This is a genomic window from Sporosarcina pasadenensis (assembly GCF_047228845.1).
Lineage (GTDB): Bacteria > Bacillota > Bacilli > Bacillales_A > Planococcaceae > Sporosarcina.
The window spans coordinates 366,296-389,141 of record NZ_JBFEGM010000001.1; the positions used below are offsets into that span (position 1 = coordinate 366,296).

Below are 22,846 nucleotides of genomic sequence, written 5' to 3' on the forward strand. Positions count from 1 at the left end.
TTATTCTAAATTACTACCAAATAATTAATAATTCGACTCTTCTCTCCTTTTATCTTGTCTTTTGGAATTCCATAACTATAATAATTGATAGTATCCATTTTTAAGAACTTAGGTCCCGTATTTCGAAACTAAAGGAGCTGACACCATGAGCAATTTCACTATAAAACCGATTATCAAGCCGTTGGGGGATTCGGCGGTCATCGTTCAGCTAGGAGAAGGAATGAGCCCTGCCATACACGAAAAAGTGCGAAATTTGTCCGCTCTGTTGAATAATCTGCCGTTCGAAGGATTCGTCGAGTCCGTACCCGCCTACAATAATTTGACAGTCTACTATAATCCTGTCATCGTTCATCAATCCCGAGCGCCTCTTCAGACAAGGTTGTCCCCTTTCCAAAAAGTGAGTGCTTTCATGAACGAGCTCGTTTTAGAAATTCAAGAAAGCATCCCTTTCGAAGCAAGACTTGTTTCAATTCCTGTGTTATACGGAGGGGAATTCGGTCCCGATTTGGAGGATGTGGCAAACTATCATGGCATCTCCACCGAGGAGGTCATCCGGATTCATTCAGAAAGCGAATGTCTTGTCTATATGATCGGCTTCGCCCCCGGGTTCCCGTTCATGGGCGGGATGGATGAACGGATTGCGACACCGCGAAAAGAAACGCCACGGTTGGCCATTGCACCCGGATCGGTCGGGATCGCCGGGAAACAGACGGGCGTCTATCCGATGGAAACGCCAGGGGGCTGGCAAATCATCGGGCGCACACCGCTTGATTTATTCCTTCCCGGAATGTCGCCTCCGACACTGCTGCAAGCCGGTGATAAAATCCGGTTCGTGCCGATTTCCCCGGAAGAATACGCCGATTATAAGGAGTTGAAAAAATGAGCGTAACAGTACTTCATCCCGGTCTTTTGACGTCGATTCAAGACTTGGGCAGATACGGCTCGCAAAAATTCGGGGTCATCGTGAGTGGTGCGATGGACAGCTATTCGCTCAGACTGGCGAACTTGCTTGTCGGAAATGAAGAAGACGAAGGTGCCCTGGAAATTACATTGTTCGGGACAACCCTTCGATTCGAAGAAGATCATCTAATTGCGATAACTGGTGGGGATTTCCTTGCTACAATCGACGGAGAGCCCGCACCGACTTGGCGTCCGATATTTGTCCGTCAAGGCTCCGTATTGCAATTCAAATCCGCGGTGAATGGATGCCGGGCGTATGTCGCATTCGCCGGCGGTTTCGCCGTTCCGGAAATAATGGGAAGTAAAAGCACATATCTCCGTGCGGCATTAGGCGGTTTTCAAGGGAGGGCCATTCAAAAGGGTGATCGATTGAAATGCGGTGAATTGAGTGAGCTTAACCGACTTTTCATTCAACGTCTGGAAAAACGGGAGGCCAATTTCACGTGGTCACTGAACTACAATGCGCTTATCAATCTCCAACAAGCCCAAACGCTTCGAATAATTAGGGGAACGGAATTCGATCGGTTCGACAAAAACAGCCAACGGACACTGTTCAATGAACCGTACACCCTCACAACGCAAGCTGATCGGATGGGCTACCGGTTTGAAGGTCCTCCGCTTTCATTGGCCGAGCAGTTCGAGCTGTTGTCCGAAGGTGTCACATACGGCACCATCCAAGTCCCATCCAGTGGGCAGCCGATCATTTTAATGGCGGACCGCCAAACGACAGGCGGCTACCCGAAAATCGGTCAAGTCATTACCGCCGACCTGCCATGTTTGGCACAATTGCAGCCAACCGCAAAGATCCGCTTCAAGGAAGTTTCCTTGGAAGAAGCAGAAAATGAGTTACTCAAAAATGAACGGATCATCGAGAAAATCAAAATTGGTATTCGTTATAATGGGTATGCGGGTTGAATGTATGTAGTAGAATTTCTATATTAAAAGAAAAAAGACTGTAGTCAAACACTAACGGGTTCGGTTGATGGGGAGAAAAGTGCAACTAACCTGATTCAACAGTGAAATAGCTATATATAAAACAAATAAAAACGCTCAAATTGAGCGTTTTTTTGGCGAAATATTTTACTATCCTTATTGAACTAATGCACCTGTTACTTTAAGTGTAATTATTCACAATCTTATTGTGGTTCTCACTTTACAAATTTCAGGGATACGGCTCCTTTATTACAAAAACAAAAAAGGCTGAAGCTCAATGAATCTTCAGCTCTTCAACCAGTTCTTAAATTGGCTCGATATTATTTATCTGTTTTATTTATGAGAATGATTAGGAATAGCTAATCCAGATTGGAAATAATTTTACTCGATTGTAAGAACAACCTTCCCCTTTGTCCGTCCACTTTCAACGTGTCGATGAGCCTCTACAATTTCATTTAAGTGAAAGCACTTTTCAATTACAGGTCTTACTTTTTCTTTTTCCATAAGGACTCGTAACAGGTCTAAATCACTGTCATTTGGTTTTGCAAGATGAATCTTAGCCTTCTTACTACCTATGATAGAGCTTATCATCAATTGAATTGGATGATACTTGGGGTAGAGTGGGTGTTCTGTTATATAAATACCGTTATCGGTTAGAGAACGCAAACAACTGAAAAAGGTCCTCTTTCCGACAGCATCCAGGATCACATCATATTTTTTTCCGTTGTGAGCAAAATCTTCTTGGGTATAATCAATTACATGATAAGCCCCTAGATTTTTAACCCACTCTATATTCGAGGTACTACAAACTGCGGTTACTTCAGCTCCTAAATACACAGCAAGCTGAACAGCAAAGTGCCCAACTCCACCCGATGCACCATAGATTAAAACCTTATCGCCTGCTTCTATCTGCCCTACATCTCGCAATGCTTGTAGGGCAGTCTGTGCAGCACATGGTACTGCAGCTGCCTCTTCAAAAGTTGAGTTATTTGGCATAATGGATATAACATTTTGTCTTGCGCAGACATATTCAGCATGGGAGCCGACACAACTTCCGAAAACATGATCACCAATTTTAAACTTTTGCACATTTCTTCCAACGGCTTCAACTGTACCCGAAACGTCTATCCCCAAAATTTGCGCTTTAGGCTTTGTAAGACCATTCTCTAATCTGGTAGGAAAATAACCTTTTCGAAATAGATTGTCGTATTGATTTACTGAGGCGGAGGCCACTTTAATTAATACCCTATCTTCATCTTTGATCAACGGCTTCTCAACATCCCTAATCTCCATTACTTCAGGGGAACCATAGGATTTAAAAATTGCTGCTTTCATCTGTTTAACCTCCTATTATTTATCAAGTCATTAGATAGCCTTTACAATAAAATTGAACCCGCCTTATAAGGTGTTTACTTGATATCTTGTTGATAACTTCATCTAGAAATAGGAGGTAAGTGCAGATGAACACGAATTGTCAAGTTCCTATTTTTCTAAGGTGTCTCCGTAAAAAAACACTTCTTCTAGAGGTAAGTCAAAGGAGTGTGAAATGCGAAAAGCTAGCTCTAAAGATGGGGAATAGTTACCCTTCTCAAGAGCAACAATAGTTTGCCTTGTTACGCCTACCTTGTCAGCTAATTGCTGCTGTGTCATTTCATCATGTTTAAATCGTAATTTTCTAATGTGATTGCCGACAAGACTTTTACCCATACTAGACTCCTTTCCTATAATGATAAAGTCTCGTAACCGAGCCAGTCACATCGGACATAAATCCAAAAGTGATTAGAATAATGAACATCAGTTGTGACGGCTGAAAGATGAGGAGAGATCCCATTGCAAGAAGAAACCCTAGGATGAAAACAAAAAACGAATTTCTTGTTGCTCTCAAATTAATAATGTTATCCAGTTCATCCTCAAATGTTGGTTCCTTTTCGCCTGTCGTAATTCTATACACGATGTTAAAAACGATATTGATGATAATGTGGGCTATTATTGAAACTACAAGTAAGTTAAAGACAAAAGAGCCCCAAAAACGAAAGGTTTCAAGCGATTCCAGTCCATTCCCGGGGAATTGTGGATACATGTACAAGCAAAAAGAGCCGAAAATAGCTACTGCACTAACCAAAGACACGATGCTTTTTTTCTCTTGATAAGTCATAGTCTCCCTCCCTCCATGTAAGATAATATATGCATGATGTAATACATTATATACACCATGTCTAGTTTATGTTACATCACTTTTCGCACCGCTTTACTGTTTGAATCTGAACTTCTTATTAAACTAACCTGCCCGTTAGTTCAATAAGAAATGAGCCTTAAGCATCTAAAACGATCTTCAAGTAAAGCAACCGTTAGCCATAATATTTATCGCAGTATCAATGGTGGAATCCCAGCTTCTGTTGTGAAATAAGCATAAAGTGCAAATGCCAAAATTAGAATCGAAATAGCTATAACAATCCTTGATAAAACGGGTTTGAATTGTTGTTTTAACGATTTAATACCAATGAATAAACTTAATAAACTTATGCTAAAACAAACAATTGCAGCAAATATATTATTCATTCTTGGCAAAATAGCTCCGAAGAATAAGATAAAGAATAATATTTGTAGAGCAATACCAACCCGCAATGTATTTTGCATCTAAACCATCCCCTCTACACCTCGATTCAAGTTATGCTTGTTGCATTAACCTGCTCCGTTAGTTCTATATGAATGAGTCCCAGCAGTTCAACGATTTTCAAGTGAAGCACTCGTTAGTAAAGACATCGTTATCTTTGCACCTCAATATTATCAGCATACGCTTGACTAGGGTCAGAGTCCGCTAAAGCACCTATAAGTTCAAGAGCCATTCAATCTTCTGAACATAGACATCTAGGGACAGTTCAACAATCTATTTAGCAGCCATATAGCCTGAGGAAGATCTATTTAATCAATATTCCAGTACATCCAACCCGTATCATCTACTGTTTATTTTCGTTCTTTTCATGTCATGTAGAAGCTGTAATGCCTTTTCGCTCTTGTCGTTTTTTAGTAAAGAATCGATCTCTTGATAAGCCCCCATTATCCAATCCCCCATTTAGCACTAGATACTTGCATCAGTATCTAGTTTTAGTACCATTTCTTATTCGTCTATCAGCTCTTCGATTCGTTCTTTGGAAATTGAAAAAGGAGTTGCAAAAAAAACCATAAAACCACCTATCATGTATATGAAGATACTAATTCCCAAGTTAGGATGTGCCGGTGTGAAGCGGAGTGCCGCCATAATGACAATCCCTACGATAATCATGACGGCGAGGGCTTTCGGCCACTTGACGAGTTGCTTCGTTTTACCGGGATTCACAAAAACTGAAGCGATCCGCTCTTTCCATAAATGGCTCAATAGGAATAAAAACACTGTAACGACCAGGAAAGGCCAAAAAGCTACCGAACCATATACCGCCCTAACAAAAGGGATCATTGCAAAAATAGATAGTCCGGTAAGTATCCAATACAACTGGAGGGAATTGTACCGCCTCGGTTCGCTCTTACTATAACGCCTCCACAATAGGAGGAGACGGAACATAATGAAAGCCTCCAATGTCAGATTGATGGGCAGCCAAAAAAAGAACTGTCCTTCCGGTACAGAGCTGGCCACTAACACAAACAAAAGATGCAGAAAAAATGTAAAGACAATAAGATTATCCGCTTTCACTGGTCTGTTAATTTCCTCTTTTAACGTCATCGGGTCTCCTCCTCTTTAAGACAAATGCCATAACTTCATTCCATACTACCAAATACGCTTGCAACCACTCCATCCTGCTTAAAAAGTTAAATAAGAATGCCACTAGAGAAGCTCAACGATCTTTACGTAAAAGCACCCGTTACTTCAAGGAGTCTTATCGAACTTCAATTACAAAAGCATAACTCGAACTTCCCTTTTTCCAACGTGCATGGACATCGTAAATGTAAACACCTTTTTCTTTTGGTACTATCAAAACATTATTACGTAACGAAACACCTTCTACTTCGATGTCATTAAACCATCTATTTACTCCCAATGTATTTGCGTTAGGTTCTTTTTCAAATTCTATTTTCACATCAGATTCTGGCGATACAATTACAGGTTTTATTTCATGATGTTCAATTAGCATTGGCGGAGAAATCGTACCTGCACAACTAGACTGAAATAAACCATCCCAACAATAAGAACCTCGTGCCACTTCAAGTTTCTTTCCATCAACAGTTATAGTCGGTTCAGGTGGGTTATTATTAAATAACCCGATAACGAAGTAAATTCCAACACCTAAAACACTAAAACTATTAAAGTGATTACGGCCTTTTTCATAATTAACTCCTTATTGTTTTTGAATCATCTTTTCTTTAACTCTACTGCATCGTTAGTTCAATAAGAAAAAAGGCTTTACTCCTTCTTGAAGTAAAGCACCCGTTGAAGAAGAATAACTTATATTACTTCTTATTATTGGGATAAATTAAGTTTTTTTCAACAAATATCCTACAATTATTTTTTAAAAAACCACCCAGAGCTACTTTAATACTTTTTCTATCGTCATTACTTTTTAGTTCACCATTTAATACAGCTCTTATAGCAAGTCCAAGATTTTCATCCTGTAATTGTCCGTTTACATATAGCTTTTCTCCTGTAAACCAGTTGTTCACCACTTGAATATGGTAACCATCGTGGATAACTTCAAATGTTTTTTTCATCTTAATATTGACCTCCTTAACGTATCTTCAAGTAAAAATAATAAATTTCCTTGTTAAACTATCCTGCTGCATTAGTTGAAGGCAACAAGAAAGAGACGTCTAAGCAGCTCCGATCTTCAGTAAAGCACCCGTTCGTAAAAAACTCACTTTAAAAAGGACTTATCAAAATACTCCATTACTAGTATTACTAGCCCCAAAATCGCAAACAACAATCCTACAACAAATGGGAAACCTAGGAATAAACTTTGAACAGCATCATTCCCAAAAATCGCATACCACAACTTTGAACCAGACCAACTAGTCATGCTGGGAATATGCATCGTTGCCACCAATATTATAGTTAGTGTGGTAAATACCCCCCCCATCATTATAAAACCGCCAATTACAGTCCTTTTCATTCTTTCGCCCCCAATTTATATCTCCAAGGGTTTTAGATTTCCCTTGTTCAACTAGACTGCTGTGTTAGCTCAATACGAAAAAAGGGTTTACTCCTTCTTGAAGTAAAGCATCCAGTAGTTGAATAGAATAAACCTATGCTGCTGTTCTTTAGCTTTTAACCTTTCTCTTTCTTCCTCGGACATTCTACCCCCCATTTTTTTACGTTGGAGATTAGTTCAAGAAGAATAAAGAGCTGTGCAAGCAGCTTAACAAGCTTCAAGTAAAGCACCCGTTAGTTGAAGAACATTGTTGCTAAGAAACACTAATATCCAAAAATTTCGCCTTCTTTTAAGTTCAAAATATGATTGTTAATCGAGACTTTATTATTGCTTTTCCATTCAACATTCACGTTTTCAATTCTTTTTTCATTATAAATTCTCTTCTTAAACCAAAGTGGTCCATTCAATTCTCCTCTTACCCCAAATGTTCCCGCTGCCCCTGCATCCCAACGATAGAAATCTATGGTATAGCTATTGTCTGGAGAACTCACCGTCTTCATATGTTCATTTGCTCCAAATGATGAAAATAAGAGTGTTAACGATAGTGCTAAAAAAAGTGCGATAGATAACAACAACGACAAGGTTATCGTTAACCAACTTCTTGTTTTTGTCCGCCAGTTTCTCTTATCTTTAAGACCTTTAATTCCTAAAATGAAGGCTAATACACTAATTATAAAGAGAATGTAATTTGGCGGTGAAATTAACCAGGCGTTGTTCATATTAGAATATAGAGAATATAAAGCTAGCCCTAAACAAAAAGTTATTAAATAAATAGACCACAAGTTATATCGTTTTTCCAGAGAACTCATACTATCCCACCCCTCTAGTACATAACGTTCATTGATTTAGAAAAGTTGCACAACATTGTTATTAAACTAACCAGCGGCGTTAGTTGAAGAACATCATTTGCAATCTTCAATCTATTTTTGCATATATTTCTCATCTTCCTTCTTAAAAATATTCTTCTTTCCAATATCCAATTAGCAAGTGTTTTAACCATAGAAAATGTTGATACAACAACAAGAACAGGGACACCAATTCATATGCGAATTGTGTCCCTGAACACTGTGTTTTTTATTGTTTTCGCCCTTTCAACCGAACCCCTTAGGCAAACACCATAATTTTTTGAGTTTATCTACACTCTGAAACATCCTCTATTCATTAAGATAGAGGATGTTATTTTTTCATTTACGATTATAGCCTAATTGCCGGGATATCTTCCCCGCCGCCTCGATTGCTTTAGCCGCCAAAACCGGGATGTTTTCATCTTGATAATTCGCTTCGATACCGGCGATGCTAATCCCGGCAACGACATCGCCTTTATGGTCAAATATAGGCGCGGCGATAGCGGAAGTGTAATTCTCCAATTCGGAATTGCTTAATGTATAACCGTTCATTCGAGCCATTCTTATCGTTTCATACAAAAGGTCCTTATCCGTAATCGTTCCATTTGCGAATGAATGCAGTTCGATCGTTTCCAAATAGGCATCGATTTCGTGATCCCGTAAAAAAGACAAGATGACCCGCGAACATGCACCTGCATATAAGGGGCTTCTTCTGCCGATTGCGGTGTAAAGTCGCACTTTCTGATGGATGTCGACTTTCTCGATATAGACCGCTTCGTCGCCTTGACGGACGATCAGATTGATCGCTTCCTCCACATCTTTATGTAACTCCTGCATGATCGGATATGCAATTTGCCGTATGTCGATCCTTGATGAAACGAGATGACCAAACTTCAGAAATAAGAGTCCCAGCCGATATTTCGCATCCGCTCCTTTTTCCACTAAGCCCAATTCCTCCAAAGACATGAGCATCCGGTAGACAGACGTCTTCGGAATACCCGAAATTTCAATGATTTCCTGAAATGTCAATTCAGCATGATCTATGAATAAATTTAAAATATCCATTGAACGGACAACCGTTTTATTTTTATTGTTCATAGAATCTCCTTCACGCAAACAAGCTGTCCCTAACGGAGCTTGCACTTTTTTAATCCATAACGCATTGCCGCGGTAGTTCACAAAATAAATGCTAAAGCCGACTAATACAAGACCTGTCAAAAGTGTATACGTAACCGGCTCGCCTAAAAATACCGTCCCGATGAAAACGGCGATGATCGGAACTAGAAAAGTGAACGAACCGACCTTGCTCGCCTCTCCCGCATTGATAAGCTTATAGTAGATCACATAAGAAAGGGGGATTCCAAACGTCGAACCATAGCCGAGACCGAAAAGATAGGTGGAGTTCCAAACGATGGCGGACCAACTTTCAACGATTGTCCCAGCGCTAACCAAAATGGACCCGCCAATCATACATTGCAACGCGACCATCCAGAAAGCATCCACTTCCCGACTCACTTTCTTCACATAGACGACACCGAGCGCCCAGCTCAATGCCGTTAGCAATCCTAATACTACACCAATGAGCGAAATATGGACCGTCATCCCATCCAAACTGACGACTGCAATGCCAACAAAACCGAGGACCAGCCCCATAATTTTAACCGGCGACATATTTTCCCCAAGCCATAACCAAGCAAAAAGGCCAAGCAACACAGGCTGAAAATAAACAAGTACCGAAAACAAACCTCCGGGCAAATAAATGAGCCCTACCGTTTGCAAGCCGAAAAAGAGAATTGTATTGAAAAACGCGGAAATGCAGTACTTCGACCAATTATCACGCCAATTAATTTTCTCCCGCATCTTCAACAAGAATGCCGCCAATATAAGACCACCGAACAATGCCCGCATCCCTGCAAACAAAAGCGGCGGCGTGTAAGGCAATGCCAATTTATAAACCGGCCAGCTGCAACCCCACACGGTGATCAATAAGAGTAGTGCAAGAGTGGATTTTGTGAAGTATTTCCCCAACAAAAATTTTACTTTCAAACGCAAAGTGGGCAATGAATCTACTATCGATCGGCTTATTACCGGAGTTATCGGCTTCACCATCTTTCACGTTAATCGCAATCCGCTCCGGCGTCATTTTATAACGTCCCCCTGCAAAACCGAGCGATAACACTTCACTATGGATTTCGTAACTCCCGATCTGCTGATCATTCAGTTCTTCTACGATTCGCATCGTCGGGTTTACTGTAAAACTCAAAAATGATTCGAACCCTGTTAGGAGTAGTTTTTTCTTCTAGTTGACCTACTTTCTGAAACATTGGGATTATTTATAGTATACTATAATTTTTCGGGGTGGAGAAGGGTTGTTTAGTTTTGTGTGGGTGTTATCTAGTTTCGCGGGAGTATTGTCTGGTTTCAAGGAAACATTGTATCCTTTCATTCAAAATCAAAATAGACCGCACCCCTATTCCAAAGGTGCGGCCTCTCTCTTATTCACTAGGTTTTGTTATACTTTGCTGTTGATTTTAGGTAGCTTCGTTGATTGGAGCGGAAGGCGGCGACTCCTGCGGGAATAGCTTGAGCTGAAGACCCTGCAGGAAAAGCCGTCACGCAGAACGGCTTTTGCGAGCAAAAGCGTTAGCGTTGCGAGCACTACAAATCAACAGTGTTGAATAACAAAGCTAATTATTTTAATAATGCAATCTTTATATGTTCCAAATGATGATTTTCGTGCCAAGCTAATTTTGCAATCTTCGTAGCTACTGCTATTTCACCGTTTTTCTCGTGAGTAAAAACTCTATCAAACTGCTCTTTAGTTAAACTATTTCCCAAGGCGACAATGCGCTCATTAATACCTTCCAGCATTTTTATGGAGCTTTCCACTGGAAGCTGAGTATCCGGTTGAATCGCCCACTTTTCTTCATCAAACGCAGGCACTGTTGGATTTTCGTCCGTTAACGCAAGTTTCAATCGTTGATACATGTTTAACTGGGAATCCGCAATATGATGAACAAGTTGGCGAACTGTCCAGGCTCCTTCACGGTATGTTCTGCTCAATTCCTCATCATTCAATGAGTCAACAACTTCTCTTAATCGAGTCGTGTACGTCCTGATGTCCTTCAACCATTCTAGAACATTTTCTTGTGTTGCTTTTTCTGGAACTTCTAATTCCCCAATTGGATATCTTACGTCCATTTCCAATCCCCTTTTCCAAATATATTTGTTGTTAGAAACAATATGCTCAACAGATGCTTTGAATTAAATTCCTGAACCCGCTTCGTATATATATAGTTCATCACCGTCCAAAAACAGTAACTTGCTCTCCCGGTTGTTCACCAATTGCGGTTTGACAGGTGTACCATCCAGCTTGATCAGCTCGATGTCATGGACCACCTTAAATTCATCGCCTTTACGCTGCAGCTCAAAAAGTGACCGTCTTCCCCATCTATCCTCATATGCAACAATCTTATCTCCGTTAACCGCAAACGACTGGAAACCCATACCTTCAGGCGAATAATACCTTGTCCGCCTCTCTTGACGTACTCCAATCTTTGAATCAATACTGAAGAAAAACCAGATTCTCCCTTCAGTGTCACCATTAAGCGCTAAACACTCAAAAATAAAATATTCTCTGTCCTCTTCAAGAGAATCTATCTTTTGGCCAGACGCATTCCAGCCAACAAGCCCACTGCTACCAATCGGCTCTTTCCAGCCATAATTACCGTGAACCCCTTCATCAAAGTACCCTGTCCAAATCTTCTGATTCCCATCTACATACACATGCTTAATCCCGTCACCTAAGCAGAATGACCGGATCAATTGCCCATTATTATCATACACACGTGCGTTTTCCTCGATATTTTGCGGATCATGATAATATGACCGTGCACCGACAAGCAAAAAATGACCATCATCTATCGGCTGTATGTAATGATAATTCCACTTCTCATTCGGCAAATGCAACACTGTCTTCTGCCCATCCTTTAGATGCACGACATGATAACTGTAGCTTTCCTCCGTAACCGTTGCAGGAAAACTACCATTAATTAACGGCGGACGCTCTTCCGCCAGCAGTATGAACATATCGTTATGATGGCCAATTGCAATAGAAAGCGGACTCGCATATCTCAGCTCTTCATGCAAGTTCGCTATGGGGCTTGTGTGTATTTTGAGTGTTGATTTCATATTATATCTGCCTCCTTTCCTGGAGTGAAGTACCTGCATCTGGCTCGTCTCATCATTGCTTGTTCCGAAATTCAAGCCTGTTTGCAGATTTAGCTAATAACAGGTAAACTTCTATTTTCAGCCCATTGAAGTATAAATTGTTTCTGGCGCGGATTTAAGTTTGTAGGTAATTCTTCTTTCTTGAAAAATCGATGCTCTTTACTTTCAATTCCTTGCTGCCTCAGGTCGCCGCTATATGTAGTTGTCATGAAGATGATTTGGACACTGTACACTTGATCTTTATTTGGATATCGAACAAAACAGCTCTCACCAGAATACATACCGAATAACTTCAACTCACCTACGTCTAATCCTGTTTCCTCGTAGGTTTCTCTCTTAGCTGTTTGTTCAAATGACTCGCCTATCTCCATAACTCCACCGGGAATACACCAATTATCTTCATCGGTCCGATGTTGCAGTAATATACATCCTTCGTTTTCTATAATTACTCCGCAACCAACGGTGAATAAGGTTTCGTGACCGATGAGCTTTCTCATATCTTTAATATAATTCATATTATCCCCCTGAGATATTTCAACTTATTTCAATTAAATGGGCATTGCGGAATGTTCTTTAATGTAATCAGCTATTATTGCTTAACAAAAACGAAGCGATTGCTAGGTTCCCAAACATGGTGATCGTCACACACATATCCCCGCAGCCAAAGTACGTCATTAATCCGTCTGAGATAAAAACCCTTTGGAAAGTTATCATCCTCAGTCAGTATTTTTGTAGCTATTGTAATTGATCCGTATGGGGCTTGGTTTTGTTGTTGACTACTTAAAAATCCTTCAGGTTGATCTAGATATCGAAGCCTCATAAAAGGGCCAAGTTCCAACGGGCATAATTCCAAACCAAGTTGATTGGCTCTCCTGTACACCTCAGTTATCGTACCTCCCTCTAGTAATCCGAGATCCCGTACGGTAAGCTCAACCGTCTTCAATACGTACGTCTCAATAGAAGTTGTGAAATTATCGTCAGCGAATAGCTTTTTCCCAAGTTCATTCACCATGATATTTTGTCGCTGCATTTTATCGATAATCTGTGATTTGGTAAGACCGCCTACCTCAATTACTCTTGTAATGGTCTGGCAATTGGGATATATATTCTTATTTTTGATGTTCATTTATCGTCTCCCTTTAGTAAGAAACATTTTTCTAATGAAACGCTTGTATTTATGTGTAATAAACAAAATCAGCATTCGTGATTGGTTTTACGATATCCATGTAATGTTCTTCGCCTAACCAGTATCTCCTTTGATACTTATCAAGCCTTTCTTCATAATCTCCGATATACAAATCACGATTTAATACTCTCTTGTGCCTTAGTTCACGAGGGCAGTCTAAAAAAAAGACAATATCATAAAAGCTTTTCCATTCGTGTCTTTGTGAAAATATCCCTTCAATGAGAACAATACTGTCGGATGTTACTGTAGTTTGTTTGGTTACAGTTGAATCGGTCAATTTATCATAAAAAGCTAGAAAAATATTGTTGCAACCTCTTTGCAGCGGTTCAAATAAATTGGCCGTCAAGTTATCAACATCCCACTGTAAGTAATAATACTCATACCACTCTTCGTATCCTGTTTCGTATCGTTTTTTCCTTTCAACAATGTGATCATCTAGATGAAAAGTGACAGCTTGGCAGTTTTGATAAAGTAATTCTTGTTCGATTTCTTTTACGAATGTAGTTTTTCCAGAGCCACCTAAACCATCTATTCCAATTAATAATGGACAAGCTTTATTGGGACGTATTGAGAATTGAAAGATGATCTTTTCTACTATCTCTTTAATAGACATTTACGCTCCCCAATTTCATTCTATTTCGGTCTCGAGCAGATGCAATTCAGTCATCAAGCCCATATTAAATGTTTTATACAGTTGTAAAGCGTACAATCCCATTCTCTATTTGTATTATGCAAAAGCGTTAATGAGGTATTGTCTATATATGTTGATTCGAACATTGTAGGGAGTAATTGTTGTAAGGTCAAACCGATCAATGCCCCGTGACTTACTACTAATATTCGCTTGCCGGTATATGTATGAACTATTTCTTCCAGGAATTCTATTCCTCTTTTTCCTGCCGATTCAAAACTCTCCATCCCGAGGTCAATTTCTCGCCAATTGCTACCCCACTTTTCCTGTCGGGTCTCCTCTGTAGTACCTTCAATTTCGCCACAATCTATCTCCCTGATTCGTTTTTCATAATGTCTAATGGATAAGTTTATTTTACCCCCGATGATTTGTGCGGTTTCTATAGCTCTTGATAAGTCACTGGAAATCATCACATCCCATTGGCCTTCATCTAGAAGCCTATCGCCAATCTTTTTCGCCTGCTTTCTACCCAATTTGTTTAACGGAATGTCTGATATGCCTTGTGCTTTTCCAAGATCATTCCACTCCGTAACCCCATGTCTAATTAGCCCTATCGTAGTCAATCTACATATCTCCCTTTATGCTTAATCCCCTACTACCATTCCGCTCAGGATGTCTTTATTATTCTGACTTACACCTTTTGGTTAAAAAGCGCTTTTTACGTAGGTTAAATCGCTCTATATTCTCTCAAGTCTATAGTACCATGAATATCACCGCCACAATCTGACAATTCATTTAAATATAGTTATATGCTTTCATTATAAAATTCTTATAAGGACTGCTCGGTATTGCCGAAAAATCATCTAAGTCACCGTTTTCCTTACTTTAAAACCATTCGTAGTGGCGATACGTGCAATGGAGTATACTCAATGATATTGTGTCACTACAGGTTCCAATAAAACTACGCAAAAATAGAGCAACAGCCATATTCACTGTATGCTCTGTTTTATGGAAACGTGGATTGGGAAGTATATAGTAATAAGAGTGACTATCATTGTTTTTATCCGGCACTTAAAACGGAAAGGATGCTATAGATATCTTCTTGAGGTGCCGCATACCACGAATCTACTGTTGATTGCTCATTACTTATATGAATGTATTTATCATACAAAGTCATATAATACTTATCTCCAAAATAATAAAAAGTAAATTTCTCGACATATTCATCTACAATTGAAGGGGCTTTTATTTCTTTCTTTTCGATCGTAATAAAAGATGCTGCAATCCCTTTTATTCGAAAACTCTCCAATACAGGAAAAGGAAATTGCTTTTCCCCTACAATCATTCCACTGTGATACAACTTACTAAACAAATTTTCTTCAAGTTCTTCAATCAGGTTAGATAAATGAGCCTTTGCTAGCTGGGTAAAACCTTTTTCACTACGGTAGAATGTGTCCATTTCAGTATTCATAAAGAAGTCATTTTCTAAGGAATAAAAGGTGTATTTCTGATCGCCTGAAAAGATGTGAAAGGTAAAACCTATTGGAAATCCCGCTGGGTAAGGATTCTCTGTTTGGGTAATACCGATAAATCGACCTTGAAATGCCTCAATGATTGGCTTAGATTCTATAACCACTTTCTCTTCATTAGCCTCAAGAATCACGTTATCCCACTCCACTTTTAAAAACTCAGGTTGTACATACGAGATTTCCAGAGATGAAGCTCTATTATTGTTCGTTTCGAGTTGTTTACTTAGTTCTTTATTTCTCTTTTGTAGATCGTCTATTTCTGCTGTGAATGATTCTTTTTGGTTTAATAAGCTATCAATTTCATCTTTTTGAGAAGCGTGATTCTTATTTTGATTTAACATAATAACAAGGAAAGCAACTGAAGTGACAAACAAAACAGCAATTAGGATTTTCTGATACACTTTTATTACTATGCACTCCTTCCGAAATATACGTACCCGGTATCATTATATGTTTCGAGAAAGGATTCATCCTAGCTACAATCGTTTTTAAAAATAAAACTCCATATGTGATTTTTCTTGCTTATAATAATCTAGCCTGTCCTTCAGTGTACCAGTATGAAATTCGAATTTATGTCCATCGAGGTCAGTAAAATAAATTGACTTCTTATCTTTTTCATCTCTTGGGCGGGAAGTTAAGATGTTTACCCCCAATTTCTCCAATATGGTATGAACTCTTTCAAATACAGATTCTTCGATTGAAAATGCTATATGTGTATATGACTGACTTATTTCGTTACGAGGTATGTTTTTCTCCTGATTAAGTGCGATCCACATGCCATTTAAATCAAAATAAGCAGTGCTTCTTCCTTTAACCAATAATTTTGCATCAAATACATTTTTATAGAATTCTATAGATCTTTCCAAATCTGAAACGGAAAACAAAAAATGATTGAGTCCTTTTATAGTCAATAGCATCACCTCTTTCATGAACACTCTTAATTTAATACGCCTTAAAGACAATAAAACCCTTCCACCGGCTTATCAAACAGCATGAAAATGTCCTTGAAGTACGTTTCATCGACCAACTTGTCCAGCACTCCCTTGAAATACCCCGGCAAATTACGGACTTACCATAACGGTAATCATCAATGCTCGATACGCAAGATCCTCGAATACATGGCCCGATAACTTACTACTGTATCCATTAGAATTACTCACATGAAAGAGCAGCAGCCTAATTGTCTGTATGCTCTGTTTACAAATTAACCGTAAAGTTTATCTACTGCTTTTTAGAGGAAGACCTATAAGAGTGGACTTTCCTGCTACATGGCTAGCAGGACGGATAAGATCTATCGAGGAGGTTTTATGACATGGAAAGTGAACGGACAGTTGCAGAATTGGTACTCGATCAATTATCGTTATTCGGTGTAAAACGGATTTACGGAGTAGTTGGTGATGCGATTATCGGTCTCATTGACGCACTTGCAAAACAAGATCAAATTCAATTCATCGCAGTTAAACATGAATCTACCGCTGCTTTCATGGCTTCTGCAGAAGCGAAGCTGACAGGCCGGCTTGCAGTATGTACGGCAACGATGGGTCCTGGGGCAGCCAACTTGCTTAACGGGTTGGGAGACGCATATGCAGACAAAGCTCCTGTTCTCGCACTCACTTGCCAAGCACCGACGGATAAAATCGGAACAGAATTTCCGCAATATGTAGATCAACAAGAGCTGATGAAACCATTCGCATCGTTTTCCGCTACTCTTGCCAATCAGGATGCAACAGTCGAACTTCTCCATAGAGCAGTGCGCAAATCACTCGGTCAGCGTGTTGTCACTCATTTGTCCATCCCAAAGGACCTTTTCATGGAACACACTTCTGTAGTGCCGCGAGCTTTGCCAGAACAGATTGAGGGCTTTTCTAATTTCACAACGGACAGCTTGAGCCAGGCAACATCCATAATGAAAACAGCAAAGCGCCCGATGATTCTCGCAGGCTCCGGAGCAGCCGCTGCGTCAGAAGAGGTGGAGAAACTTGCTGAATTATGGGGGGCTGGCATCTTAACTAGTTTAGGCGGAAAAGGTTTGTTGGATGAATCTTCCCCTCACCTGCTGCAAGGCATTGGCGAAGGCGGCAATCCGCATGCCGCCGATGTCTTGAAAGATGCTGATGTTGTCCTTCTTGCAGGCACGGCATGGTGGCCGGAAGGGTATGTCCCATCTGACGCACAAATTATCCAGATAGACACCCATTTCGATAAAATTGAAAAAAGCATCCCCGTGAAGCTCGGCATTACCGGATCAACAGAAGAAGTTCTTCCGCTTTTAAGGGAGAGTCTGCAAGGATTTTCTCGAGCTGAAGACTGGGTTGACCGTTGCCGGGAAGCTAAACAGAAATGGGCTGAGCAAATGAGCAGGAAGGCAATACTGCGGGGTCTCCCGTGCATCCTTCCCGTATTATGCGTGCCCTTGACAGAACAGTCGATGCAGATTCGGTTCTTTGCGTAGATACAGGCGATGGTACAGTGTGGTTGAATCGCAATTTTAGGCAAAAACAGCAAAGAATAGTTTTCTCCGGATACTGGCGAACGATGGGGTTCGGTCTTCCTGCAGCAATGGCGGCAAAGCTTGAACAACCGGAAAAACAAGTGGTAGCGATTGTCGGGGATGGCGGCCTGCAAATGACGCTAGCCGATTTGACGACCGCGACTCGCTATGGACTCGACATTACCGTCATTGTATTAAATAACGGCTCACTTCAAATGGAAAGGGACAAAATCAAGGTCATGGACAAAAAAGAAGTGGGAGTTGATCTCACAAACCCTGATTTCATCAAAATCGCCGAAGCATGCGGATGGAACGGATTCCATGTCGCAACTGATCAGGAGCTTGAATCCGTTCTAGAATCCGCCCTAAAAACAAAAGCACCCACACTCGTGGACATCCAGACATCCCAAGCATTCTTCCCGGAAACCAACTAATGGTTGTCGCAATAACCTTTGTTTAATTAATGGACACATCGAATGTGCCATTGTTATACAAAGGTGTTTTTTTGAGTGGATAATACTGTTTCATACTCTATGTAAATGGCAGATAGTCAGGATTTAAAATTAATTGATCAATCATTTACGAGATGAATTTATCGACTCACATCACAATGACAATGTAATGATGCCGCAACGAAATGAATTCATTCCGTAACACAACGAAACGACTGCAATACAAGGAAACCGAGCTGCAACGAAATCAAATTGATTCGCATCACACTAAAATCATTCGCAACGAAACGATTCCTGATCGTATCACAACCACCCCTGCTCAAGGACAATAAAACCCTTCCACCGGCTTATCAAACAGCATAAAAATGTCCTTGAAGTACGTTTCATCGACCAACTTGTCCAGCACTCCCTTGTAATACCCCGGCAAATTATGGACTTTCTTCTTCTTTGTTGCCATAACAGTAATCATTAATGCACGATACGCAAGATCCTCGAATACATGGCGATCGTCTTTATAGATTTCGTACTTCAACATGCGTCCTGATATGGCTCTATGTATTCCGTAGAATTCACGGGCTAGTTTTGTGTCTCTAATTGTCGAGGATAGCAAGTCTTTCATTCGACTGAATAGACTTGTGGATAACTTTGACGGTTCCATAGGAGACGTGTAGTTAAGATCTTTAGATTTTAAAATAGATTTAGAAAGAAGAGCTTCGTTTGCTGGAAGTTGCTTGTTTTCCACGTCCTCATGCGGTTTATCGTCATCGTTCCGGTCGTTCATTTTCCCCTGGTCTTCAAAAGGTAAAATGATATAAATGTTGGCGCGAGCCCGCTCATGACCGGTCGGATGTAATAGACTTTCTCGATGATGCCTAAATTGACGAGTTTGCGGATTGCACGTCTTACCGTGACATTGGACTTCGCGATTGCGTCTTCGATCGTTCCGTGTTTCAAATGAGCTGCACCATATTTTACAGAGTAACGACGGATGATGTCGAGTACTTGTCGATCGGATTTTGTCATTTCATCCCAATGACGTCTTACATGCTGTTCAGCTGCTGCGTCCATTTCAGCAATTGTTTCGAAACGCGAGTATTCGCTCAAGTAGTGTGTCATTTACAATTCCCCCTTTTGCCCTCTATATAGATGGGTGGGGTCAAAAGGGATACTGCAAATAAAACAATTTTAAAAACAGTATAAAATACCTATAAAATCAACGATGCCTCTTTCTTTTCTCCAACATAAAAAACCACTTTCCTGATTTGATCAGTAAAAAGTGGTTTTGTCGATTACATCGAGGTTTAGATAGCTTGTACAAAAATTAAATGAAACTAATCTTTATAGAACGAAAATAAGCTAACTTATTTTTTCTTACCTGCATTGTCACTTACTTTGTTCATTTGTGCCATCATTTGATTAATCTTCTTTTGTGAAGGTTTTTGTCCCATTTGCATCATCATCATACGTAACATTTGTTCATTGATTGGCGGGTTTTCCTTCAAATATTTCATCATATATTGACGTGCAATGAAAAATCCGAGGGCCACACCAGCGATTAACGCGACGACGGCAATGAGGATTACCCAAATCGTGCTTACCATCCGCTATACCTCCTTCACTACCGTAATTCGAGAATACTCTACCATGATGGATTATACAACAAAGGGGCGGCGGATAGCAATGACTGGCAGTAAATAATTATATATAATGTCGAATTGAATACTAAAATAAGAACGACCGATTGTTCCCGAGTTGAGTTTCCTGTTTAATAGGCTTCAGCCACCCCCACTCGCCATGCTCGTCCATTACGGCAAAAAAACGATCATCCGCCCCGGATAACGCGACGAACAAGTCTAGGTCGAGCATCCGCGAGCCATCGCAATACGCTTGAAGAGAATACGGCGTCAGCGAAATATGGATCGACCCTTTCATCGGGTGGGACAATTTATATTCTCCATCATCACTTTCGACCGTCGTAAAACTCTTTCCCAAATTGCTAAGGATTGCTTGGTCAATCGCAGATTCTTCGATTTCATCGCATAAATACTTAACTTCCTGTAAAGGTTCTTCCTGAGCATGATCCTTTAGCAAATCATAGAGAAGACCTTCTCTGCCTAGTATAAATGATTGGTATCTTTTCTTCACTTTATAAATATCATAAGTTCTCATGACCGTCACCTCCTTTTTACATAGTCTATCGCAACAGAAGTAAAAAGTTTGTCAAAACACGGTAAAGAAAGGCACTAATGTTGTCGAAACCTTTCTAATAGTGAGTTAGTGATTTGTTGAAAAATGCCGCTTCGGAAATATAAGTCACATGACATTCCGAAGCGGCAAAAATTAGTTACGACCGAGGATCGTTTTCATTTCACGAACTACATTCTCTTCAGTGAAACCATACTCCGCAATGACCTTTTCCCCTGGAGCACTTGCTCCAAACGTGTCAATTGCCATGACTTCACCTTCGTCACCTACATATTTATGCCATCCTAGGGACGCTCCCATTTCGATGGATAGGCGTTTTTTCACTGCTTTCGGCAGTACGCTTTCTTTATATTGCTCATCCTGCTGCTCGAACAAATCCCATGAAGGCATGGATACGACAGCAACATCGATTCCTTCTTCACGTAGTTTTGATTGTGCTGCGACAGCCAAGTTCACTTCTGAACCTGTAGCAATCAAAATTCCGTCAGCCACATCTTTTTCGGCAGGCGAAATCGTATAAGCACCGCGTTTCACGCCATCCATTGCAAGTTCACCGGATTTCGGCAACACTTCTAGATTCTGACGGGATAAGACGAGTAATGTCGGTCTGTTCTTCGATGAGACCGCAATATTCCATGCAGCCGAAGTTTCATTGCCATCAGCCGGGCGGATGACTGTCAATCCTGGCATTGAACGGAATGATGATAAATGTTCAACCGGTTCATGTGTAGGACCATCTTCACCTACTGCGATGCTGTCATGTGTAAATACGTATGTGACAGGCATGCCCATGAGAGCGGACAATCTGATTGCCGGTCTAACGTAATCGCTAAATACGAAGAACGTTCCACCGAACACATGTACCCCACCGTGAAGCGCCATACCGTTCAAAGCAGTACCCATCGCAAATTCACGGACACCGAACCAAATGTTACGGCCTGTATAATCTCCCGGTAGGAAGTCTCCCGCACCTTTGATCGTCGTCTTGTTTGACCCTGCAAGGTCTGCGCTTCCACCAAAGAATGAAGGCAATACGTTTGCAATGGCATTGATCGCGTCTCCTGAAGCTGAGCGGGTTGCATGTGATGAACCAACTTCATACGTAGGAAGCGCTTCTTGAAGTCCTTCAGGCATTTCACCTTTGATGGCAGCCTTCAATTGATTTGCTAATTCAGCATGTTCGCTTTCATATTGTGCAAACAGCTCGTTCCACTGTTGTTCTTTCTTGACGCCCAATTCATCGGTTGCCTCTTTGAATGTCTCATAGACGCCTTCGGGAACACAGAAATCCTCTTCGTACGTCCACTTGTAGTATTCTTTCGTAAGCTTCATTTCGTCTTCGCCAAGAGGTGCACCGTGGACGTCTGCCTTACCGGATTTATTTGGCGAGCCATACCCGATGACCGTCTTCACTTCAATCATTGTCGGGCCGCCTGAATTGCCTTTCGCCTCTTCAATTGCTTTTGAAACCAGTTCGATATTATTGCCATCTTCCACACGGATATAGTTCCAGCCATATGATTCGAAACGCTTACGGATGTTTTCCGTAAATGACATATCCAAATCTCCATCCAAGGAAATGTCGTTACTATCGTAGAGGACAATTAATTTATCCAATTGCAGATGTCCTGCAAGGGAAATCGCCTCTGCTGCTACACCTTCCATGAGGTCACCGTCGCCGCAGAGCGCGTACGTGTAATGGTCTACAATGTCGAAACCTGGACGGTTATAAGTAGCCGCCAAATGCTTTTCAGCCATCGCCATTCCTACTGCCATTCCAATTCCTTGTCCGAGTGGTCCCGTTGTCGCTTCAACACCGACAGTATGGCCGTATTCAGGATGTCCTGGCGTTTTCGATCCCCATTGTCTGAAGTTTTTCAATTCCTCCATCGGTAAACCGTAGCCGCTTAAGTGAAGCAGGCTGTATAACAGCATGGAACCGTGACCTGCCGATAGGACAAAGCGGTCGCGGTTGAACCATTCAGGATTCGAAGGATTATGATGCATATGTTTCGTCCATAGGGTGTAAGCCATCGGAGCAGCTCCCATTGGCAATCCCGGGTGGCCGGAATTTGCCTTTTCGATTGCATCGATGGATAACGTCCTAATCGTGTTTATTGCTAATTGGTCAATCTTTTCGGTCATTCAGAACATCCTTTCCCATGCTTTATCTTATAGTTGCAATTGTTATTACCTCTATAGTGTAGTCAATATATAGATGAAATACAATCCATCCTATGTTCGGATGT

General features: G+C 40.8%; 28 protein-coding genes and 1 pseudogene. 4 read left to right on the top strand and 25 right to left on the bottom strand.

Annotation, left to right across the window (positions count from 1 at the left end; genetic code table 11):
• Window positions 1-145: 145 nt before the first annotated feature.
• The gene (pxpB, locus tag AB1K89_RS01875; protein WP_413053112.1) at window positions 146-883 is read left to right on the top strand and encodes a 5-oxoprolinase subunit PxpB; all 738 of its coding nucleotides are present in this window, start codon (window positions 146-148) and stop codon (window positions 881-883) included.
• The gene (locus AB1K89_RS01880) at window positions 880-1,875 is read left to right on the top strand and encodes a 5-oxoprolinase subunit C family protein (RefSeq protein WP_413053113.1); all 996 of its coding nucleotides are present in this window, start codon (window positions 880-882) and stop codon (window positions 1,873-1,875) included. Before pxpB ends, AB1K89_RS01880 begins: the two co-directional genes overlap by 4 nt.
• 399 nt (window positions 1,876-2,274) lie before the next feature.
• On the opposite strand, the gene AB1K89_RS01885 is transcribed toward AB1K89_RS01880, so the two are convergent.
• The 20 genes and pseudogenes from AB1K89_RS01885 to fosM all read right to left on the bottom strand — a co-directional run bounded on the left by AB1K89_RS01885 (window position 2,275) and on the right by fosM (window position 16,360).
• On the bottom strand, window positions 2,275-3,228 hold the full coding sequence (locus tag AB1K89_RS01885) for an NAD(P)-dependent alcohol dehydrogenase (protein WP_413053114.1): 954 nt from the start codon (window positions 3,226-3,228) through the stop codon (window positions 2,275-2,277).
• Between the two features lie 147 nt (window positions 3,229-3,375).
• Window positions 3,376-3,600: a helix-turn-helix transcriptional regulator gene (locus AB1K89_RS01890; RefSeq protein WP_413053115.1), complete on the bottom strand. Its 225-nt coding sequence runs from the start codon at window positions 3,598-3,600 to the stop codon at window positions 3,376-3,378.
• Window position 3,601: 1 nt separating this feature from the next.
• Window positions 3,602-4,048: a hypothetical protein gene (locus AB1K89_RS01895; protein ID WP_413053116.1), complete on the bottom strand. Its 447-nt coding sequence runs from the start codon at window positions 4,046-4,048 to the stop codon at window positions 3,602-3,604.
• Window positions 4,049-4,254: 206 nt separating this feature from the next.
• The gene (locus AB1K89_RS01900; RefSeq protein WP_413053117.1) at window positions 4,255-4,530 is read right to left on the bottom strand and encodes a hypothetical protein; all 276 of its coding nucleotides are present in this window, start codon (window positions 4,528-4,530) and stop codon (window positions 4,255-4,257) included.
• A gap of 481 nt (window positions 4,531-5,011) precedes the next feature.
• A complete protein-coding gene (locus AB1K89_RS01905; RefSeq protein WP_413053118.1) occupies window positions 5,012-5,611 on the bottom strand; it encodes a hypothetical protein in 600 nt (199 codons plus the stop codon).
• A 154-nt stretch (window positions 5,612-5,765) separates the two neighbouring features.
• A complete protein-coding gene (locus AB1K89_RS01910; protein ID WP_413053119.1) occupies window positions 5,766-6,089 on the bottom strand; it encodes a hypothetical protein in 324 nt (107 codons plus the stop codon).
• 247 nt (window positions 6,090-6,336) lie between these two features.
• Window positions 6,337-6,594, bottom strand: coding sequence for a hypothetical protein (locus tag AB1K89_RS01915; RefSeq protein ID WP_413053120.1), 258 nt, complete (start codon window positions 6,592-6,594; stop codon window positions 6,337-6,339).
• A gap of 143 nt (window positions 6,595-6,737) precedes the next feature.
• A complete protein-coding gene (locus AB1K89_RS01920) occupies window positions 6,738-6,992 on the bottom strand; it encodes a hypothetical protein (protein ID WP_413053121.1) in 255 nt (84 codons plus the stop codon).
• 302 nt (window positions 6,993-7,294) lie between these two features.
• Entirely contained in the window at window positions 7,295-7,840 is a 546-nt protein-coding gene (locus AB1K89_RS01925; protein ID WP_413053122.1) for a DUF5412 family protein, read from the bottom strand.
• Between the two features lie 375 nt (window positions 7,841-8,215).
• On the bottom strand, window positions 8,216-8,974 hold the full coding sequence (locus AB1K89_RS01930) for an IclR family transcriptional regulator (protein WP_413053435.1): 759 nt from the start codon (window positions 8,972-8,974) through the stop codon (window positions 8,216-8,218).
• A gap of 30 nt (window positions 8,975-9,004) precedes the next feature.
• Window positions 9,005-9,904: pseudogene (locus tag AB1K89_RS01935) on the bottom strand (DMT family transporter); the annotation flags it as partial.
• The gene (locus tag AB1K89_RS01940; protein ID WP_413053436.1) at window positions 9,825-10,115 is read right to left on the bottom strand and encodes a pyroglutamyl-peptidase I family protein; all 291 of its coding nucleotides are present in this window, start codon (window positions 10,113-10,115) and stop codon (window positions 9,825-9,827) included. The gene AB1K89_RS01940 and the pseudogene AB1K89_RS01935, both read right to left, overlap by 80 nt.
• 452 nt (window positions 10,116-10,567) lie before the next feature.
• Window positions 10,568-11,077, bottom strand: a complete 510-nt coding sequence (locus AB1K89_RS01945) for a YfiT family bacillithiol transferase (RefSeq protein WP_413053123.1) — start codon at window positions 11,075-11,077, stop codon at window positions 10,568-10,570.
• Window positions 11,078-11,140: 63 nt separating this feature from the next.
• On the bottom strand, window positions 11,141-12,067 hold the full coding sequence (locus AB1K89_RS01950) for a hypothetical protein (RefSeq protein ID WP_413053124.1): 927 nt from the start codon (window positions 12,065-12,067) through the stop codon (window positions 11,141-11,143).
• Window positions 12,068-12,156: 89 nt separating this feature from the next.
• On the bottom strand, window positions 12,157-12,621 hold the full coding sequence (locus AB1K89_RS01955) for an NUDIX hydrolase (RefSeq protein ID WP_413053125.1): 465 nt from the start codon (window positions 12,619-12,621) through the stop codon (window positions 12,157-12,159).
• Window positions 12,622-12,695: 74 nt separating this feature from the next.
• The gene (locus AB1K89_RS01960; RefSeq protein WP_413053126.1) at window positions 12,696-13,232 is read right to left on the bottom strand and encodes a helicase; all 537 of its coding nucleotides are present in this window, start codon (window positions 13,230-13,232) and stop codon (window positions 12,696-12,698) included.
• Window positions 13,233-13,281: 49 nt separating this feature from the next.
• The gene (locus AB1K89_RS01965) at window positions 13,282-13,905 is read right to left on the bottom strand and encodes a kinase (protein ID WP_413053127.1); all 624 of its coding nucleotides are present in this window, start codon (window positions 13,903-13,905) and stop codon (window positions 13,282-13,284) included.
• 53 nt (window positions 13,906-13,958) lie between these two features.
• Entirely contained in the window at window positions 13,959-14,543 is a 585-nt protein-coding gene (locus AB1K89_RS01970) for a histidine phosphatase family protein (RefSeq protein WP_413053128.1), read from the bottom strand.
• A gap of 437 nt (window positions 14,544-14,980) precedes the next feature.
• Window positions 14,981-15,850, bottom strand: a complete 870-nt coding sequence (locus AB1K89_RS01975; RefSeq protein ID WP_413053129.1) for a hypothetical protein — start codon at window positions 15,848-15,850, stop codon at window positions 14,981-14,983.
• Between the two features lie 87 nt (window positions 15,851-15,937).
• Window positions 15,938-16,360 (bottom strand): FosM family fosfomycin resistance protein, encoded by a 423-nt coding sequence (fosM, locus tag AB1K89_RS01980; RefSeq protein WP_413053130.1) that lies wholly within the window; start codon window positions 16,358-16,360, stop codon window positions 15,938-15,940.
• Window positions 16,361-16,761: 401 nt separating this feature from the next.
• Between fosM and AB1K89_RS01985 the strand changes: the two genes are divergently transcribed.
• Window positions 16,762-17,901: a thiamine pyrophosphate-binding protein gene (locus AB1K89_RS01985; protein ID WP_413053131.1), complete on the top strand. Its 1,140-nt coding sequence runs from the start codon at window positions 16,762-16,764 to the stop codon at window positions 17,899-17,901.
• 17 nt (window positions 17,902-17,918) lie between these two features.
• The gene (locus AB1K89_RS01990) at window positions 17,919-18,374 is read left to right on the top strand and encodes a thiamine pyrophosphate-dependent enzyme (RefSeq protein ID WP_413053132.1); all 456 of its coding nucleotides are present in this window, start codon (window positions 17,919-17,921) and stop codon (window positions 18,372-18,374) included.
• Window positions 18,375-18,711: 337 nt separating this feature from the next.
• Here the strand turns inward: AB1K89_RS01990 and AB1K89_RS01995 are convergent, their stop codons facing one another.
• The 5 genes from AB1K89_RS01995 to tkt all read right to left on the bottom strand — a co-directional run bounded on the left by AB1K89_RS01995 (window position 18,712) and on the right by tkt (window position 22,742).
• Window positions 18,712-19,173, bottom strand: a complete 462-nt coding sequence (locus AB1K89_RS01995; RefSeq protein WP_413053133.1) for a hypothetical protein — start codon at window positions 19,171-19,173, stop codon at window positions 18,712-18,714.
• Entirely contained in the window at window positions 19,170-19,508 is a 339-nt protein-coding gene (locus AB1K89_RS02000) for a hypothetical protein (RefSeq protein WP_413053134.1), read from the bottom strand. The genes AB1K89_RS01995 and AB1K89_RS02000 overlap by 4 nt, the downstream gene beginning before the upstream one ends.
• A 245-nt stretch (window positions 19,509-19,753) precedes the next feature.
• Window positions 19,754-19,993 carry a YneF family protein gene (locus tag AB1K89_RS02005; protein WP_251694738.1) on the bottom strand — a complete coding sequence of 80 codons (240 nt, stop codon included), beginning with the start codon at window positions 19,991-19,993 and terminating at the stop codon, window positions 19,754-19,756.
• 121 nt (window positions 19,994-20,114) lie between these two features.
• Complete coding sequence (sirA, locus tag AB1K89_RS02010; RefSeq protein WP_252503525.1) at window positions 20,115-20,561, bottom strand: sporulation inhibitor of replication protein SirA; 447 nt, start codon at window positions 20,559-20,561, stop codon at window positions 20,115-20,117.
• A gap of 171 nt (window positions 20,562-20,732) precedes the next feature.
• Entirely contained in the window at window positions 20,733-22,742 is a 2,010-nt protein-coding gene (gene tkt / locus AB1K89_RS02015) for a transketolase (RefSeq protein WP_413053135.1), read from the bottom strand.
• Window positions 22,743-22,846: the final 104 nt, after the last annotated feature.